This is a genomic window from Hyunsoonleella rubra (genome assembly GCF_042684665.1).
GTDB classification, from domain to species: Bacteria; Bacteroidota; Bacteroidia; order Flavobacteriales; family Flavobacteriaceae; genus Jejuia; species Jejuia rubra.
In genome coordinates this window covers 100,428-118,714 of record NZ_JBHULY010000026.1, presented here as the reverse complement: position 1 = coordinate 118,714, position 18,287 = coordinate 100,428, and the positions used below count along the sequence as shown (strand labels likewise).

Sequence of the window (18,287 nt, the reverse complement as noted above, 5' to 3'; positions counted from 1 at the left end):
CCCCACCTAGCCTCCCTAAAGGGGAGGAAACCTTACTCAGATAAAAAGAAAAACCATATGGCTCTGGAAATTCCAGAGCCATATGGTTTTTTAGTTGCACACGTTTGAGTGGAACACCTCCCCTATGGGGAGGACGGGAGGGGCTTCACCATATCGCTGTAGGGTATTATGGTTTCAAAGCCTTTTTTCCTGAAATATGACGTAGGGTCATTTTCAGAACAGACCAAAATAAAATCCCCGCCCCAAGCTCCGAGGCTCTTAATGGCTCCATTAAAGTCATTGAAGTAAATAGACTTTACGGTTTCCATTTTATTTAAGTTTGAAATAATAGCTTCGTGACTCGAAATCAAGTGTTGAAATGCATTCAAATCGTTGCAGGTAATCATTCTTGAAGTGATGTCATTTATTTCAGAAATAACGGGCTTTAAATCTGTGTTTAAGGATTTGTAATGCGCAATACCCTCTCGGCTATTTTGTTTTTTATTTAGGTAAACAAAATAAAGATATTCTTTAAATGGAGGATTGAAATCAGCTAATTGAACTTCTGGTTTTCCATCAACTAATTGATAGGTAATGGATGAATTGTGCTGCGCACAGGCAATATCATAACCACTACCGCCAAAGGTCAATTCTAAGAGTTTATAGGCATCTATGTTTGTCCATTGCGCAATATTATTGATTAACGTTGAAGAGGTTCCCAATCCCCAATGCCTTGGGAAATCCAAATGTGTTTCGACATTAAAACCGTTGCGGTCGTCAAAAAATCGAGGATTTAAAGTTTTAACGGCATTTAAAATCTGAAGCAGTCGTTCAGAGGTCTCGTCATTTTGAAGGGCCATTAATTTGCCATCTTTCATTATTTCGAAAGTACCCCGAAACCAGACATTTCCCTTTTCGTCAAAACTTTTCCAAAAGAGTAGGGGTTCTTCATGGCTTTCAACGGTTAATGATTGTCCATATTTTGTTGGTACTGCTAGGCTTTTGGCACCATCAAGTACTATATACTCGCCTGTGATCAAAAGCTTGCCATTGCTCTTAAAAATTTGTTTTTTTGGTGTGGTGCCTTTGAATGCCTCAGGCACCATTCTGGCAGTTTTTTTTGTGTCTAAGGTTCTCGCGGTGTCTGAGGTTCTTGCGGTGTCTGAGGTTCTCGAAGACACAATATCCCTATAAGCCAACGAAAGCCCGGGTAACTCATCAAAATTCCTAGCAATTAAAGCCTCTTTCTTTTTCCTGCTCCATCCTTGGATTTGTTTTTCTTTTTGAAATGCCTCATCTATTCTTTGAAATTCTTCAAAATAGACCAATTTGACCGGAAGCCTTTTTTTAGTATGATTTGCTCCATAACCATTTTGGTGTTCGGTGATGCGCTTTTCTAAATCAATAGTGCTACCTGTGTAATAGCTTCCGTCAGAGCATTCTAATATGTAAACAAAGGCTTTAGCCAAATTAATTCATTTTAAGGTGTCTTCGAGAACCACAGACACCGTGTTTCTTTTTTGATGGCAGGTTAAGATTTAGCTGTTGGTTTGGCGGAATCGTAACCATCTACGTCCTTAACTTATTAAGAGCCTCCATCACTGCTCCATGGGTAACCGTATTAGTTTTAAAATACTCTGTCAAAGTTTGTTTTTCTTTATCGTTGGCGCCGAATTGATTCAAAATATTCATTAAATGCATTTTCATGTGACCTTGTTGGATTCCTGTAGTAGTCAAAGAGCGTAACGCCGCAAAATTTTGAGCCAATCCTGCTACGGCAACAATTTGCATCAATTCTTTTGCCGAAGGTTGGTGCAATAATTCTAACGACAATTTCACCAGTGGATGCAATCCTGTAAGCCCACCAACGGTGCCCAAAGCCAGAGGAATATCCATCCAAAATCTAAAAATACCATCCTTGATTTCGGCATGGGACAAACTGCTGTATTTCCCATTTCTGGAGGCATAAGCATGAACGCCTGCCTCAATGGCCCTAAAATCATTTCCTGTGGCTAAAACCACAGCGTCAATGCCGTTCATAATGCCTTTGTTGTGGGTCACGGCACGATAAGGTTCAACTTCGGCAATATTGACGGCCTGTACAAACTTTTTGGCAAAAGCTTCGCCAGAAATGGATGCGTTCTCGCTCAAATTTTCCACTGGACAACTCACTTCTGCCCTCACTACACAATCCGGCACATAATTAGACAGAATACTCATTACTACGTCTATTTGGCGTTCTTCAGGATTGAAACCCTCAAAACTCAATGCTTCACTTTTAAAGGTTTGAGCAAATTGTTCCAAACAGGAATTGATGAAATTGGCGCCCATGGCATCTAGGGTTTCAAAAGAAGCGTGCAGTTGGTAATACCCTGTGATATCTTCGGTTTTATCGCGAAGTTCAATATCCAAAATGCCTCCGCCACGTTTTTCCATATTGGCGGTAATATGTCTGGCATCAGTAATAAGTTTGGGTTTTACAATCTCAAAAAAACGCTTCAGTGCTTCAAATTCACCATAAAACATAAAATGTACCTGCCCAATTTTTTTGGTCGAAATCACTTCAGCCTTAAAGCCTCCTCTGTCCAACCAAAATTTAGCCGCTTTACTTGCCGCCGCCACCACCGAACTCTCTTCAATAGCCATCGGAATAGTGTACATTTTCTCATTAATCAGAAAATTAGGGGCTACCCCAAGCGGTAAATAATAGTTGGTAATGGTGTTTTCAATAAACTCATCATGAAGCTGTTGCAGTTGTTCGTCCGTGTTCCAATACTGTTTCAAAATACCTATGGCATATGAAGCATTTGAAAAATAGGAATTGACTATCCAATCAATTTTTTCGGATTTAGACAGTCTTGAAAAGCCAGATATCGTTTTACCCATCACCCTTTGTGTTAAAGTGCAAAGATACCACTCTTGATATGAATATGGAATGGCTTTGGAAAAGAGGCGATTTATCTGTTAATAATTTCGTTTAATTACATAATTTTTAGTAAACTTGACAACTCTTTATAAAATAAGTAGTTTTTTTGGTTAAACATCTATAATGTGTAATTTTATTTTACTAAAATTGAAAGATGTGAAAGTTAAAACCTACTTTTAATTAAGTTAGCGATACACGTATGAATTACTTGAAATTCTCCCTTTTTGTTTGTCTTTTTATTTCACTTTCCCTTATCGCCCAAACAAAAAAAATAAGCCTAGAAGAAATTTGGAGCGGGGCGTTTAGAACCGAGAGTATGGATGTGTTGCACTCGATGAAAGACGGACAGCATTATTCGGTTTTCAATTTTGATAGGACTATCCCAGCCACAATGGTAGATATCTATGATTATAAGACGTTAAGCAAGATAGAAACACTTGTGTCTTCTAAAGATATTCAGGAAATAAACTACTTTACGGATTATAGTTTTAGTGGAGATGAGTCCAAATTGCTTTTGGCTACTGAGGAAGAACAAATTTATAGGCATTCCTCAAGAGGGGTGTATTATGTTTATGACCTCAGTACGAAAACAGTCCAAAAAGTCTCGGACGAAAAAATACAGGAACCTACATTTTCACCGGATGGTACGAAAATCGCCTTTGAGCTAAATAACAATTTGTACATTAAAGATTTAATTTCGGGAGAGCTAAAGCAATTCACCTTTGATGGCGAAAAGAACAAAATAATCAATGGTATTTCGGATTGGGTGTACGAGGAGGAATTTGCTGTGGTACGGATGTTCCATTGGAATTCTGATGGTGATAAAATTGCATTTATTAGGTTTGACGAAACCGATGTGCCAGAGTTTTCTATGGACATTTATGGCAAGGAGTTGTATCCCCAGCAGCAGGTGTTTAAGTATCCCAAAGCAGGAGAAAAAAATTCAAAAGTTTCCCTTCATCTTTATGATTTGAAAGAAGACCAATTGACAGATATAAAGGTGGTTAAGGCGTGTCAGGATTTTTATATTCCTAGAATAAAATGGACAAACCGTTCCGATATACTGAGTGCGCAGTACATGAATCGTCACCAAAATGAATTGGATCTATGGTTCTTGGATACCGCAAAGAACACATCTACTCTGGTGCTTTCGGAAACCGATAAAGCCTATATCGATATCACAGATAATTTGACGTTTTTAAATGACAGTAGTTTTTTATGGACGAGCGAGAAGGACGGTTTTAATCACATTTACCATTATTCTAAAAAAGGGGATTTGATCAACCAAGTGACTAAAGGCAATTGGGAAGTCACCGAATATTACGGTTATGATGAAGATAACAATACGGTGTTTTATCAATCCACGGAGAACGGCTCTATAAATAGGGATGTTTACAGTGTCAAATTAAATGGGCGCAATAAAAAAAGGCTCTCTAAAAGTGAGGGCACCAACAGTGCTGATTTTAGTGCTGACTTTACATATTTTATTAATACCTATTCCAGTGCCTCAACTCCAACGGAATATACATTGAACAGTGCATCCTCAGGAAATTTGATCAAGCCTATTTTGGATAATGATGTATTAGTTGAAAAACTTTCAGAATACGGTACCTCCAAAAAGGAATTTAGCACCATTAATGTTAATGGCAATGACCTGAATATGTGGATGATTAAGCCTGTGGATTTTGACCCCTCTAAAGTTTATCCCTTATTGATGTTTCAATACTCAGGCCCCGGTTCGCAACAAGTTTCGAATTCTTGGTTCAGCTATAACGACTACTGGTTTCAGTATTTGGCGCAAAAAGGATATGTTATAGCCTGCGTAGATGGAAGAGGTACCGGATTTAAAGGGGCAGAGTTTAAAAAAGTTACCTATTTAAATTTGGTGAAGTATGAAACGGAAGACCAAATAAGTGCGGGCAAAAAATTAGGGGCGTTACCTTTTATTGATGCGGATAGGATAGGTATTTGGGGTTGGAGTTATGGCGGACACATGTCAACTAACTGCCTGTTGAAAGGCAATGACGTTTTTAAAATGGCTATTGCAGTAGCACCAGTTACAAGTTGGCGTTTTTATGATACAATTTATACCGAACGGTTTATGCGTACTCCCCAAGAAAACCCCGACGGATATGACGATAATTCACCTTTCAATTACCCAGAATTGCTAAAGGGAGATTATTTGTTGATTCATGGCTCTGGAGATGATAATGTACATGTACAACATACCATGCGCATGGTAGAAGCCCTTATTCAGGCAGATAAACAGTTTGAGTGGGCTATATACCCTGATAAAAACCATGGTATTTATGGAGGTAATACGAGGTTGCACCTATATCGAAAAATGACTAATTTTTTAGATAAAACCCTAGGTGATAAACTAAACCAGCTTCAAAAAGAGGACAGAAAGGTGGAATCAAAACTAAAAGGATAACTCACTAATCATCATATTTTTATGGCAACTTCAACAATTGCAAAACAAAAGGAATTATTTGGGCATCCGGTAGGGCTGTACGTACTGTTCTTTACAGAGATGTGGGAACGGTTTTCCTACTATGGCATGCGTGCCATTTTGGTGTTATACCTGGTAGCACAAACCAATGCTGAAAATGCTGGATTGGGATGGACTAATGGTGATGCCTTGGCTTTATATGGATGGTACACCATGATGGTTTACGTAATGTCGATTCCTGGAGGGATAATTGCAGATAAGTTATTAGGTCAAAAGAAGTCTGTACTCGTTGGAGGTGTGTTGTTGCTTTTAGGGCATAGTATTTTGGCTGTTGAGGAAATGTGGGCGTTTTATACTGGATTGGTACTGATTGTTTGCGGAGTAGGTATGTTAAAGCCTAATATTTCTACCATGGTAGGGGGGCTTTATAAACAAGGCGATATAAGGCGTGATAAAGGTTTTACTATATTTTATATTGGTATCAATGTGGGCGCATTTTTGTCCAGTTTAATTGTCGGATATGTTGGTGAAGTTTATGGCTGGCACTATGGATTTGGTTTAGCTGGAGTAGGCATGTTTTTTGGTATTTTGCAGTATGTCCTCGGTCAAAAACATTTAAAGCATGTTGGGAACTTTTTAGGCGCTTCACAAAATGAAGAAGAAAAAGCATTGATGAAGAAGCCATTGACTAAAGTGGAAAAAGATAGGGTAGTGGTTTTACTCATTTCTTTTGTGTTGGTTATCGTGTTTTGGGGGTCGTTTGAACAAGCTGGAGGGTTGATGAATATATATACCATGGAAAAAACCAACAGAATGCTGTTTGGTTGGCAAGTGCCAGCTACTTGGTTTCAATCCTTAAATGCCATGTTCATTATCTTTTTGGGAACTTCAGTAGCCTTATTTTGGGCGAAACGAAAATTAAAAGGAAAAGTGGCAACCTCACTGTTTAAAATGATTGTTGGCCTAATCATTATGGGTACTGGTTTCTTTTTTATGACAGCTGCAACAGCGCAATATGAGGCAACTGGTTCTTCTGCAATGTATTGGTTGGTGTTGGCCTATTTATTTCATACCGTTGGTGAATTATGTCTTTCTCCGGTGGCATTATCCTTTATTACAAAATTATCCCCGATGAAATATGCTTCAATTATGATGGGTGTTTATTTTGCGATGACTGGGTTTGGCAGCAAACTAGCAGGGTTGTTGGGCGAGTGGTCCGAAAGTCTTGGTGAGTACACTATCTTTACGGGGATTGCCATATTCTGTGTGGTGCTTGGTGGACTGGTACTTTTAGTTAGAAATAAATTGGAAGCGCTTACGCATGGTGTTGAAGATGAAGAGGGCGAAATGAAATATGATGAAGCAGAAGGCTTTGAATTAGCGGATAATTAAACTATAAATCATGGATAACAACGCAAACGACCAATTTTTTAAAGATAAAGTTCTAGGACACCCAGCAGGCCTTTTCGTGCTGTTTTTTACCGAAATGTGGGAACGTTTTTCCTATTACGGGATGCGTGCCATTTTGGTGATATTTTTAACAGGCTTACTTACAGATGAAAATCCGGGTTGGGAATGGACGTCTTCCGCTGCTTTATCGCTTTTAGGCACTTATGCCATGCTGGTTTACCTAACGCCTTTAATGGGAGGATGGCTCGCCGACAATAAAATTGGCTACAAAAGGGCTGTTGTGATTGGGGCTTTGCTAATGACTTTGGGGCACGCCGCTATGGCTGTTGAAACTCCTACTTTTCTATATATTGGTATTGCCTTTTTGATTTTAGGTAATGGGTTTTTTAAGCCCAATATGACTTCGATTATTTCAAAAATGTATGAGGGCCACGATGAAAAAAAGGATGGCGCCTATAATATATTTTACATGGGCGTTAACGCGGGAGCGTTTATCGGAATTATGCTCTGCGGATGGGTAGGTGAGAAAATCGGATGGAGTTATGGGTTTGGATTGGCTGGGATTTTTATGCTTTTGGGCATGTTGCAGTTTTATTTTGCGCAACCATTATTTGGATCTATTGGGGATAAGCCCGTTAAGTCTAAATCGGAAGAGGGAGCAGAATCAAATGTCCATCGAAATGAAGCATCAATCAAGTTGAATCATTTTATTCCAATTGATTATCTTTTGATTGGTATTTTTACCATCTCTGCACTAATTTTTATCATCAATGACCCTTTAAGTAAAATTGGAAACATCCAGACCTTCAATTTTACTGTAGCGGGAATGACGGATTCGCTGTTCTTTGCACTTCTGGCGGCTATTACTTTTATTTTATTGTTGATTATCAGAATGCCAAGATATGTTGCTATTGAAAGGGATAAAATGATAGCCTTTGCCATTTTCTGTTTGTTTACAATATTTTTCTGGGCCGCTTTCGAGCAGGCGGCGGGGTCATTGCCAATTTATACGCGTGATTATACGAATCGGGTTTTAGAGGGAGGAGCGGCGACGACATTTAAAATCGTTGATTTGATTGTAACTGTAGTGCCTTTGGGTATTATCACTTTTGTGTTATTGAGCTTGTTCAGAAAGACATTCAATAGAATCGGGCTTTCAAATTTGATTCTCGGATCTAGTTTTGTAATTGTTTGGGCCATTGTAATTTATAAGCTCTACATTGAGTTTCAATCCACCGAAACAGAAGTGCCCGTAACTTGGTTCGCTATTTTGAATTCGTTATTTATCATCATGTTTGCTCCACTATTTACCAAATGGTGGGACAGCAAATACAATCCACCTGCATCGGTTAAGTATTTCTTGGGATTATTCCTATTGGGTATAGGATTTGGATTCTTGGCTTTCGGAGCCAAAGATGTTCCGGCAGGAGCACAGACTGCAAGTTTGAGCATGGCTTGGCTTGTACTAGCTTATTTATTCCATACCCTTGGCGAATTATGCTTATCGCCTATGGGGCTGTCATATTTAAGTAAGCTGATTCCGCCGAGAATGATTGCGTTTATGTTCGGTGTGTATTATTTGGCGATTGCTATCGGAAATAAGCTGGCGCATTATGTTGGTGGCGATATTGAAAAAATTACAAATGAACATGGATTATCTACCTTCTTTTTGATTTTCACCTTCATTCCGATAGGTATCGGGGTGATTTCGTTGTTGTTACATCCGCTGTTGAAAAAGCTAATGCACGGCGTTCGTTAATCGAAAAAACGTTAAAAATCAACGAAAATGCACCGACTTAGGTGCATTTTTTGTAAGTTGGGCACAACATTTGCAACAAATCGAGTTATGAAGAAATTAGTAATTATAATGGTAGTAGCCCTATTTGCTACCTACAATGGGGTTGCGCAAAAGATAAATTGGGTGACCTTTGACGAGGCTTTGGAGCTTCAAAAAAAGAGTCCCAAAAAAATAATGATGGACGTCTACACCAAATGGTGTGGCCCGTGTAAAATGTTGGATAAAAATACCTTTCACAATCCGGATGTAGTTGATTATGTGAATAAGCACTACTACGCCGTAAAGTTTAATGCCGAAGGGGAAGATGTGGTGACTTATAAAGGTAAAACCTATTCAAACCCTAATTACAATCCGGCAAGGGCGAATACTAGAAACAGTGCGCATCAATTGTCGAGATATCTACAAGTCAATGCTTACCCAACTATTGTGTTTTTTGATGAAAAGGCCGATGTGCTTGCGCCGATACGAGGTTATCAAAAACCTACGCAATTGGAGCTATACCTAAAGTTGTTTAAAAACGACGACCACAAGGAAATGGATACTCAAGAAAAATTCAATGAATATTATAAGGCGTTTAAACCCGAGTTTAAGGGATAGAACAAAGCATTAATAATTAATAATATAAGCTCCCTTTTCCAAAGTATAGTGAAACGGGAGTTTTTTCATTTTGCAAATCGCTTTCCAGCGCTCGGCATAAGATTTATAATTGCTGCCATCGGCAATGATCTGCTTGGGTTGTATTGAATCAATCAAACGATTTAAATTGATTCTCGGAGATTGGCGTAACAATACATAATCCGGTTGCATTGATTTTAAATTATAAATCCCTAAGCTGTCCACCACCAGTAGTTTTTGATTGTTCAAATTGTAAAAATCCTTTAACCCATCTGTTTCAACCGTTTTAATTTGGTTCGCAACCCGATAGTTGGTAATAGTGTTGTTTTTTGACCAAGTGAGGCTATCCATATCATGGTCAACTTTGATTTTATGTTCGTTAACTTTTCCAATTAAGCTGTTTCTGCTTTTATGAAAAACAATGAATGCGTTGTCTGGTTTTGAAAGGTTCAAATAGATAAATGCGCACTGGGCAAGAATCACGACTACCAAAAATAAACGAAGGTTAGCATAGTTCTTTCTAAAAACCCATTTAAAGAAGGCTATAAAAATAGCATAGGCCATAATGACATATAAAAGGCTAAACGGAATGTCCTGAAACAAAAAAGTATCCTGTTGTGCCACCCATCCAATGAAATTATTCATCCATCCAATAATTTGCCCAAATGTTGAAGCCAAAAGGTTCGGTAAGGCATTAATGGTAGCTAAGAATATCACCAAAATGCCACATCCAAGTATGAGGCCTAATAGCGGAATAATCACCAAATTGGATACAAAAAATACCCCCGGAAATTGGTGGAAATAATATAGGCTAACAGGAATAATCCCCAATTGGGCGGCAAGCGTTACGGTCAGGGTATGCCAATATAAATCTAAAATCCAATTTTTGGGTCGCCAAAGTCGGTACAATATCGGGTCGATGGTTACAATGGAAAATACTGCCAGATAACTTAGTTGAAAACCGACTTCAAAAATAAATAGCGGTTTAAAAAGTAGGATGATAAACATTGAAATGGCCAGCGTGTTATAGGTATTTGCAGGTCGATTCAAATTCATGCCAATGGCCACCACGCTAAACATGGTCACTGCCCGAGTAACCGATGGGGACAAACCTGCAATAATTGCAAAACACCACAGCAAAAACACCAAAAGAGAGGCCTTAAAAAGCTTGCCACGTTTTAAGCGTTCCAAAGGCTTGAGCAACCAACTTAAAATCAAAAGGATAATCCCAACGTGCAGTCCGGAAACCGCCAAAATATGGACTGCACCAGCATCGATATAATTCGAATAGACTTCTGCACTAATGTCCTGCCGCTGTCCTAAAAATAGTGCGTTGATGATGGCAAGTTCATCCGGTTCAAAATTATATTGTTTTAGCTTTAAATTGATGAAATCCCTGATGCTGTTTGCAATGCCGAGAATTGTTATTTGTTTTGAATCCGCTTTCAAAAGGAAATCCTCATCGACGACAATTTGATGGTAGATATATTTTTTTTTCAAGTAGTTTCTATAATCAAATTGCCCAGGGTTTAAGGGAGGATTGATGCTTTTAAATTGAGTTTTAACGAGGAAAATATCATCCACTTTTAAAGTCGAATTTGTGCTGTCTTTTTCAATGTTCAAAAGCGTTTTTCCGGTGACTTCTTGGTCGTTTAGTTTTAATACATCAACCACATATTTATTGTGATAAAAGCCAGGTTTCAAAACTTCACGTATTCTGAATGAAATCGTGTGTAAACTGTCTTTTGAAAGGTCAACATGGTGAGAATAATGGTGGTCAAAATTGGTTTCGTCATGAAGGTTTACGGTCAGAATTCCAATGGAAATCATCGATAGATATGTGGCCAATCCAAACCATATGGTTTTGGTAAACCTTTTCTTTGCAATGAAATATAGTACCAATAAAAGCGCGAGAAAAACGGAGACAATACCAATTGAGAGGTATAATTCAATACCGAGAAAGTACCCAATTAGAATGCCAACAACAAGGCAAATGGTTAGTTTAATAATGGTAAAACTGAGTAGTTTCATTAGGGAGTAAGTTACTAAAAATTGTAATTTGTAGTGGCTAAAAAACCCCTCCGCCTATCGGCACCTCCCCTTGAAAAAAGGGGAGGAACCTTTTTCTTTTTTTTGTCTGCTTTTATAATACCCGTCTCACTTCTGTGAAAGCCGATTTCCAATAATCTTCATTTAAAGAAGAAATAATGACCCCTTTTTTCGTGGTGGCGTGTATAAAATAAATGGCATTGTCTCGAATGTTCACCACCAAGCCAACATGATTAATGGCATTGCGTCTGGACTTTCCCGTTTTAAAAAACAGTAAATCGCCTTTGAGCGTTTCTTTTAGTCTGATTGATTTTCCCTTTTTGGCCATGTCACGAGAAATCCTCGGCAGATAAATTTGATGGGCCTTAAAGGATTCATGAACCAAACCTGAACAGTCCATTCCTGAGGTTGTCGTGCCTCCCCATTTATAACGAACCCCCAAAAACTGTTTGGAATAATCAATAATTTGGGAGGATTTGGAAACTGTTTTTTCTTCTTTTTTATCGCCGTCAAAGGTTTTGGTTGAAATAGCTGACTCCTGCTTTTCAACTTTAGATTTTTTGGTGACTACCTTAGGCCGTTTTGAGGACTTGCAATTTGAAAAACCAACTATTAGAAGCAATAAAAGCAGGGTTTTTTTCATGTAGGGATTATGATTTTAGGGACTCGTAAATCAATTTTGCGGTTTTTTCACTGGCGCCTTTACCACCAAGTTTCTTTTCAAGTTCATAGTAGTCGCTGTACATTTTAGTTCGGTTATCAGATTCTAAAATACGTTCCAATTCGGATTTCAGTCGTTTTTTGTTGAAATCGTTTTGAATCAATTCGGTTACAACCTCTTTGTCCATTACCAAATTCACTAACGAAATAAACTTTAAGGTTACTATCCGCTTTGCGATATGGTATGAGATAGAGCTCCCTTTATAACAAACCACCTGTGGCACTTTAAACAGTGCGGTTTCCAAAGTGGCTGTGCCCGAAGTGACCAATGCGGCATAGGAAACACTCAGTAAATCATAGGTTTTATTGTCAATAAAACTGACGTTTTTATTTTTTATAAATGACTTATAAAACTCATAATCCTGACTTGGAGCGCCGGCAATTACAAATTGATAATCGGTAAAATCATCCACCAAACTCAGCATAACAGAAAGCATTTTAGTGATTTCCTGTTTACGGCTTCCCGGTAAAAGGGCGATAATCGGTTTACCGCTCAATTTATGTTTTCGCCTAAATTCAAACTCATCTGCCTGCTCCCGATTAGCAATAGCATCGATTAAAGGGTGCCCCACAAAATTGACCTCATAGTCATACTTCTTATAAAAAGGCTTCACGAAAGGTAAAATCACGTACATGGCATCAATATCCCTTTTGATGTCTTTAACCCTGCTGGCACGGGATGCCCAAACTTGAGGTGAGATATAATAATTGGTTCTAAAACTATTGGCTTTGGCCCATTTCGCAATGCGAAGATTGAAACCAGAGTTGTCAATAAAAATAATGACATCAGGATTGTAAACCTCAATATCGCTCTTGCAAAACGCAATCATTTTATAGATTTTGCGGATGTTTGCCAGTACTTCGGCAAAGCCCATAAAAGCACGTTCTTTATAGTGTTTTACCAAATGCCCGCCAACTTGTTCCATCAAATCGCCACCCCAAAACCTAAAATCAGCATTGTTATCTACCTGTTGTAGCGCTTTCATTAGGTTGGAGCCGTGCAAATCGCCCGATGCTTCTCCAGCAAGTATGTAGTATTTCATTTTTTATTTGATAACCGAAAAGGTCTTCGGCAATATCTATTAAGCTGTTTTAAAGTTTTATTTTTTTGGGATTCTGTCTGTTAGAGAAAAAAGAAAGAATTTCAATTCTGCCTTCATTTTCTCTGTAATACATAGTGTTGAATTTTTTGATTACAACCCTTCTAATTTTCTTCGAGTCAGATAATGGGAACAAGTCGGGCTTTTTTGAAATTAATTTCAGGGTTTTGTCGATTTCCACCGAAAGTTTTTTCATTTCGCGCTTAGTAAAATGCTTTTCAAGGTATTCGTATGTGTCAGCTAATTCGTTTAAAGCGTGGTCTGTCCAATAAATTTTAAAGCCACTTCCCATAGATGTCGTGCGCATCGGAGTTTGGCTTCAGATTACCGCTTTCAGCATCCGAAATTCCTAATTCGATTGATTTTTGTTCGGCTTCTGATATTTTATCCCACCAATCTTTGGTCTCATTTTTCCGCAACTCCATGATTTTTTGGATTAAAGAACTGTCTTCCACTGTCGTGAGCCATTGGATGAGTTCAATTTTGGCATTTTGAATATTTACTCCCATATTTCAAATTTAGCTTATTTCCATTGAGTTGGCAAATACACCCATCACGAAGAAAGGGTGCGTGAATTACTCCTTTGTAAATTATAGCATTTTAATCACAAAAGTAAATACGGCAATCAGCACCGTAATCAAAAGCACGCCCCTGGCTCGATAATCCTGTCTTTTTCTAATGAAAAAGAAAAAAACCAACAAGTTAAGAATGGCGCCGAGACTAATCATTTTTCCCAAAAATCCTTCGTTGTAAGCAGCCTTAATAACTGTTGCAACATCGTCACCATTGCCTAAAAATGTGGCGGCCAAAAATAAACCAATCGCATTGGCTACCAAACCTACGGCAATTCCAATTCCTAAATCTTTATTCATATTTGCTTTTGATAATTAATTATCGTTCAAATTCCAATCGTTTAAATTTTGAATACAATGATGCGCCGTTAAATCAAACTGCACGGGTACAACCGAGACATAATTATGCTCCAAAGCCCATTCGTCGGTGTCCTCGCCTCCGTCTAAATTAACAAATTTACCTGTCAGCCAATAATAGTCGCGTCCCGATGGGTTTTTACGTTTGTCAAATTCCTCCACCCAATTCGCACGCGCCTGTCGGCAAATCTTGATGCCTTTAATTTCATCCTCTGGAAGGTCGGGGATGTTCACGTTTAGTACAACCCCTTTTTGCAATCCGTGTTTCAACACATTTTTGGTAATGGTTTTTACAAAAGTCTTACAGTCGTCAAACTTGGCACTCCATTTATAGTTCAAAAGTGAAAACCCAATGGCTGGAATCCCCTCAATACCAGCTTCGATGGCAGCGCTCATGGTTCCCGAATAAATTACATTGATAGATGAATTGGAGCCGTGATTGATACCGGATACGCAAATATCTGGTCGCCTGTCCAAAATCTCCCTAACAGCAAGTTTCACACAGTCAGCCGGTGTGCCAGAACAAGTATATTCTAAATGATTTCCCGTGGTCGATTCTACTTGTTCAACATATAGGGTCGAATCTACGGTAATGGCGTGCCCCTTGCCACTCTGTGGACTGTCCGGAGCCACTACTACCACTTCGCCAACAGTGCCCATCACTTCAATTAAAGTGCGAATTCCCGGTGCGGTAATACCGTCGTCATTGGTTACTAAAATCAGGGGTTTTTTCGCCATAATTCGGTTAAGATTTGCGTTAGGCTAAAATAAACAAATTCTTAGAGGCTGTTTAGAAATATGTGGTTAGAATTTTTATTGGTGATTTTTGATGACCTTTTATGCCAAATTTTCTAGCATAGCCATAGCTACGGTATAAAATTTTACGACAAAGGGCGCAAAAAGAAGCATAATAAAATAATTGACATATTTTTAATCAACCTCTTTGCAACGCCTAAATTTGTTTGGTTTAACAAAAAATTAGCGGCCCGTCCGTTCAATGGCACGGTTTTTTCAGTAATTTAGTAAATTCAAAGCCCATAAAAATTGCTTTAGTAAAGACATGAAGGATATGATGAAAAAGAATTTTAAAGCCCTATTACTTGTACTACTGCTGGCATTTGCGTCCTGCAGTTTCACCTCAAAAACTTTTGATAACCCCGATAAGGACAAATTATTGGTCCAGGTGATTACTTATGTTTTACAACAAGGTCATTTTGATCCGATTCAAATTAATGACCAGTTTTCTGAAGAATTGTTTGAGGATTATTTAGAGCGTATCGACCCGGTAAAGCGGTATTTTTATCAATCGGATTATAAGGAATTCCAAAAGTATAAAACCGAAATTGACGATCAGCTAAAGGCCTTCGATATTACATTTTTCAATGTAGTACACGAGCGTATGTTGCAACGTATCGATGAGGCCAAAAGTATTTACAAGGAAGTGCTTGCAAAGCCTTTTGACTACAATATCGATGAAACTTTTGATACGGATTACGAGAACATTGATTTTGTTTCAAATAAAAAACAAATGAAGGAGCGTTGGAGAAAGCAATTGAAATTTTCTACGCTTTCCAATTATGATGATATTCACGAAGAGGAAAAAAGGGCTAAGGAAAATGACCCCTCCTATGTGATGAAAACTGAGGTCGAAATTGAAAAACAGGCAAGGGAAGCAACACTGAAATCCTTGAATATTTACTTCAATGACAACGTGGATGATTTGACCCGTGAAGATTGGTTTTCTACCTACGTGAATACGATAGTGGAAGAATTTGACCCGCATACTTATTATTTGGCACCTCGAAGCAAGGAGGATTTTGACCAGCAAATGTCCGGGAAATTGGAAGGTATCGGGGCGCGACTTCAAAAGCGAATGGACTACATCAAGATTGTAGAATTAATTTCCGGTGGCCCCGCTTGGCGAAGTCAATTGTTGGAGGTTGAAGATGTAATTTTAAAAGTGAAGCAGGAAGATGAGGAGCATCCGATTGACATCGTGGGTATGCGTATCAATGATGCGATTAAGTATATCAAAGGCCCAAAAGGCACAAAAGTAACGTTGACTATTAAGAAGGTTGACGGTACAATAAAGGATGTTACCATAGTTAGAGATGTGGTAGAATTGGGTGAAACCTACGCCAAGGCATCCTTGGTGGAAAAGGGAGATAAAAAGTTTGGTATCATCAACTTACCACGTTTTTATGTGGATTTTCAGGACTATAAAAATTTGAATGCCGCTATTGACGTTAAAAAGGAAATTGAGCGTTTGAAGGATGAAGGTATGGAAGGTTTGATTTTGGATTTGCGTAATAACGGAGGAGGTTCATTGCCTGCTGTTGTGGACATGGCCGGACTGTTTATCAAGGATGGACCTGTGGTTCAAGTACGTTCTACGGGACAGCCAAAAGAGGTGTTGAAGGACAGGGACCGTTCGATTGTGTGGGACGGCCCATTGGTGATTTTGGTGAATGAACTATCCGCGTCGGCTTCTGAAATTATGGCCGCCGCCATGCAGGATTACAAACGTGCCATAGTCATAGGTAGCAAACAAACTTATGGAAAGGGAACAGTTCAAAATGTATATAATTTAAACAACTTGGTTCGAAATAATACCAGTGGCGACTTGGGTGCTTTAGCTTTTACCACCCAGAAGTATTACAGAATTAATGGAGGTTCAGTGCAATTGGAAGGTGTGAAAAGTGATGTGCAGGTGCCAGGGCGTTATAGTTTTATCGATGTAGGTGAAAAGGAAAAGGAAAACCCATTGCCATACGATGAAATAGACCCGGCTGATTATGAAATTTGGGATAATTATTTTGATTACGACAATACCATTAGCAAAAGTAAAGAGCGCATGAGTGGCAACGACCAGTTGAAGTTGATTGAAGAAAACGCGAAATGGGTGAAAAGTAAAATTGACGAAACCGTGTTTTCTCTGAACTACAAAACTTATAAAAATCAGTTGGAATTGAATGAAGAGGAGGCCAAGCGCTTTGATGCTATTTCAGATTATAAAACTAATTTGACATTTGTTCCCACAAAGTTTGAAAAGCAACTATTTGAAAATGATACCACCAGCTTGCGGGAAAAGCGGGAGCGTTGGTACGAAAACTTGAGCAAGGATGTATATGTTGAAGAAGCAGTCCATGTGCTTGAGGACCTTAAAATGGCTTACAGTATCAAAAAGGTGGCGAAAGTAAAAGATTAACCTTGAATGGGTAAAACATCAAACTCATTAAAACAACTGGCGCTCCAAAAGTTTAAACGAAACTTTTGGGGCGTTTTCAGTTTTTGCTTTATTGTTTTGGTTGGGCTGATATCCATTTTTGCTTATGCTTTTGCGCCCGATAATTCGCAGTACGCCAATCAGATGCATTTGTCCATTCATTCTAAACCGCCCGGGTTTAAGATAGCCATGCTAACCATCCCTTCACAAGTCCAAAACGAACAAAATGGATTAAGCAAGCTCTTTTTTGGTGTAAAGAATACAGACTCGGAGGTCCCTATTTCGGATTACAACATTGAGGCCAATCATTTAACATATACGGAATACGCCTCCGACGGATTAAAAGGTGTCGAAAAAACCATTCCATTAAGCAGTTTTCCGAACAATGACGCGCTTGCTTTTATAAAAGAAAAAACCTTTGTATTTGGAACGGACAAATATGGACGTGATTTGTTGAGTAGAGTATTGGTTGGAGCCAGAATTTCATTTTTTATTGGATTTGTTGCCGTATTTATTTCACTGGTCATTGGGATTTTGATGGGCAGTTTGGCGGGATATTTTGGAGGCAAGGTGGACGCGGTGATTATGTGGATTATTAACGTCACCTGGTCTATCCCAACCCTGCTATTGGTGATTGCCATTACCTTGGCACTGGGCAAAGGGTTTTGGCAAGTGTTTATCGCTGTGGGTTTGACTATGTGGGTAGAGGTGGCACGGGTAGTACGGGGCCAAATTATCAGTACTAAAGAAATGCAATACGTAACCGCGGCACGCGCTTTGGGGTACAACGATTTTAGAATTATTACCAAACATATTCTACCCAACATTATGGCGCCAGTCATTGTGATTTCTGCCGCCAATTTCGCAGCAGCCATTTTAATTGAAAGCGGTCTAAGCTTTTTGGGTATCGGCGCCCAACCACCCATGGCCAGTTGGGGTGCGATGATCAAGGACCACTACAATTATATTATTCTTGGAAAACCTTATTTGGCAATGATACCCGGGTTGTGTATTATGAGTTTGGTGATGGCTTTTATGTTGATAGGGAATGCATTGCGGGATGCTTTGGATGTGAAGGGGTAA

The 18,287-nt window shown here is 38.8% G+C and carries 15 protein-coding genes; 6 read left to right on the top strand and 9 right to left on the bottom strand.

Annotation, left to right across the window (positions count from 1 at the left end):
* Positions 1-122 precede the first annotated feature (122 nt).
* Entirely contained in the window at positions 123-1,448 is a 1,326-nt protein-coding gene (locus tag ACFSR8_RS11990) for a GYDIA family GHMP kinase (RefSeq protein WP_380292336.1), read from the bottom strand.
* 100 nt (positions 1,449-1,548) lie between these two features.
* Positions 1,549-2,916 (bottom strand): hydroxymethylglutaryl-CoA reductase, degradative, encoded by a 1,368-nt coding sequence (locus tag ACFSR8_RS11985; protein WP_380292476.1) that lies wholly within the window; start codon positions 2,914-2,916, stop codon positions 1,549-1,551.
* Positions 2,917-3,104: 188 nt separating this feature from the next.
* Here ACFSR8_RS11985 and ACFSR8_RS11980 point away from each other — a divergent pair, with 188 nt between their 5' ends.
* The 4 genes from ACFSR8_RS11980 (at position 3,105) to ACFSR8_RS11965 (ending at position 9,162) form a co-directional block, all read left to right on the top strand.
* Positions 3,105-5,339 (top strand): S9 family peptidase, encoded by a 2,235-nt coding sequence (locus ACFSR8_RS11980; RefSeq protein ID WP_380292334.1) that lies wholly within the window; start codon positions 3,105-3,107, stop codon positions 5,337-5,339.
* A 21-nt stretch (positions 5,340-5,360) separates the two neighbouring features.
* The gene (locus ACFSR8_RS11975) at positions 5,361-6,749 is read left to right on the top strand and encodes a peptide MFS transporter (RefSeq protein WP_380292332.1); all 1,389 of its coding nucleotides are present in this window, start codon (positions 5,361-5,363) and stop codon (positions 6,747-6,749) included.
* 10 nt (positions 6,750-6,759) lie between these two features.
* Complete coding sequence (locus ACFSR8_RS11970; protein ID WP_380292330.1) at positions 6,760-8,526, top strand: peptide MFS transporter; 1,767 nt, start codon at positions 6,760-6,762, stop codon at positions 8,524-8,526.
* A gap of 87 nt (positions 8,527-8,613) precedes the next feature.
* The gene (locus tag ACFSR8_RS11965; protein ID WP_380292328.1) at positions 8,614-9,162 is read left to right on the top strand and encodes a thioredoxin family protein; all 549 of its coding nucleotides are present in this window, start codon (positions 8,614-8,616) and stop codon (positions 9,160-9,162) included.
* A gap of 9 nt (positions 9,163-9,171) precedes the next feature.
* Here the strand turns inward: ACFSR8_RS11965 and ACFSR8_RS11960 are convergent, their stop codons facing one another.
* The 7 genes from ACFSR8_RS11960 to surE all read right to left on the bottom strand — a co-directional run bounded on the left by ACFSR8_RS11960 (position 9,172) and on the right by surE (position 14,716).
* Positions 9,172-11,211 carry a ComEC/Rec2 family competence protein gene (locus ACFSR8_RS11960; RefSeq protein WP_380292326.1) on the bottom strand — a complete coding sequence of 680 codons (2,040 nt, stop codon included), beginning with the start codon at positions 11,209-11,211 and terminating at the stop codon, positions 9,172-9,174.
* A gap of 112 nt (positions 11,212-11,323) precedes the next feature.
* On the bottom strand, positions 11,324-11,872 hold the full coding sequence (locus ACFSR8_RS11955; RefSeq protein WP_380292324.1) for a C40 family peptidase: 549 nt from the start codon (positions 11,870-11,872) through the stop codon (positions 11,324-11,326).
* A gap of 7 nt (positions 11,873-11,879) precedes the next feature.
* On the bottom strand, positions 11,880-12,992 hold the full coding sequence (gene lpxB, locus ACFSR8_RS11950) for a lipid-A-disaccharide synthase (RefSeq protein ID WP_380292322.1): 1,113 nt from the start codon (positions 12,990-12,992) through the stop codon (positions 11,880-11,882).
* Positions 12,993-13,041: 49 nt separating this feature from the next.
* Positions 13,042-13,356, bottom strand: coding sequence for a type II toxin-antitoxin system RelE/ParE family toxin (locus tag ACFSR8_RS11945; protein WP_380292320.1), 315 nt, complete (start codon positions 13,354-13,356; stop codon positions 13,042-13,044).
* Complete coding sequence (locus ACFSR8_RS11940; RefSeq protein ID WP_380292318.1) at positions 13,325-13,558, bottom strand: hypothetical protein; 234 nt, start codon at positions 13,556-13,558, stop codon at positions 13,325-13,327. The genes ACFSR8_RS11945 and ACFSR8_RS11940 overlap by 32 nt, the downstream gene beginning before the upstream one ends.
* Positions 13,559-13,639: 81 nt before the next feature.
* Positions 13,640-13,921 (bottom strand): hypothetical protein, encoded by a 282-nt coding sequence (locus ACFSR8_RS11935; protein ID WP_380292316.1) that lies wholly within the window; start codon positions 13,919-13,921, stop codon positions 13,640-13,642.
* A gap of 15 nt (positions 13,922-13,936) precedes the next feature.
* A complete protein-coding gene (gene surE, locus ACFSR8_RS11930; RefSeq protein WP_380292314.1) occupies positions 13,937-14,716 on the bottom strand; it encodes a 5'/3'-nucleotidase SurE in 780 nt (259 codons plus the stop codon).
* A gap of 334 nt (positions 14,717-15,050) precedes the next feature.
* Here surE and ACFSR8_RS11925 point away from each other — a divergent pair, with 334 nt between their 5' ends.
* Positions 15,051-17,186, top strand: coding sequence for a carboxy terminal-processing peptidase (locus tag ACFSR8_RS11925; protein ID WP_380292474.1), 2,136 nt, complete (start codon positions 15,051-15,053; stop codon positions 17,184-17,186).
* Positions 17,187-17,192: 6 nt separating this feature from the next.
* Positions 17,193-18,287 (top strand): ABC transporter permease, encoded by a 1,095-nt coding sequence (locus tag ACFSR8_RS11920; RefSeq protein ID WP_380292313.1) that lies wholly within the window; start codon positions 17,193-17,195, stop codon positions 18,285-18,287.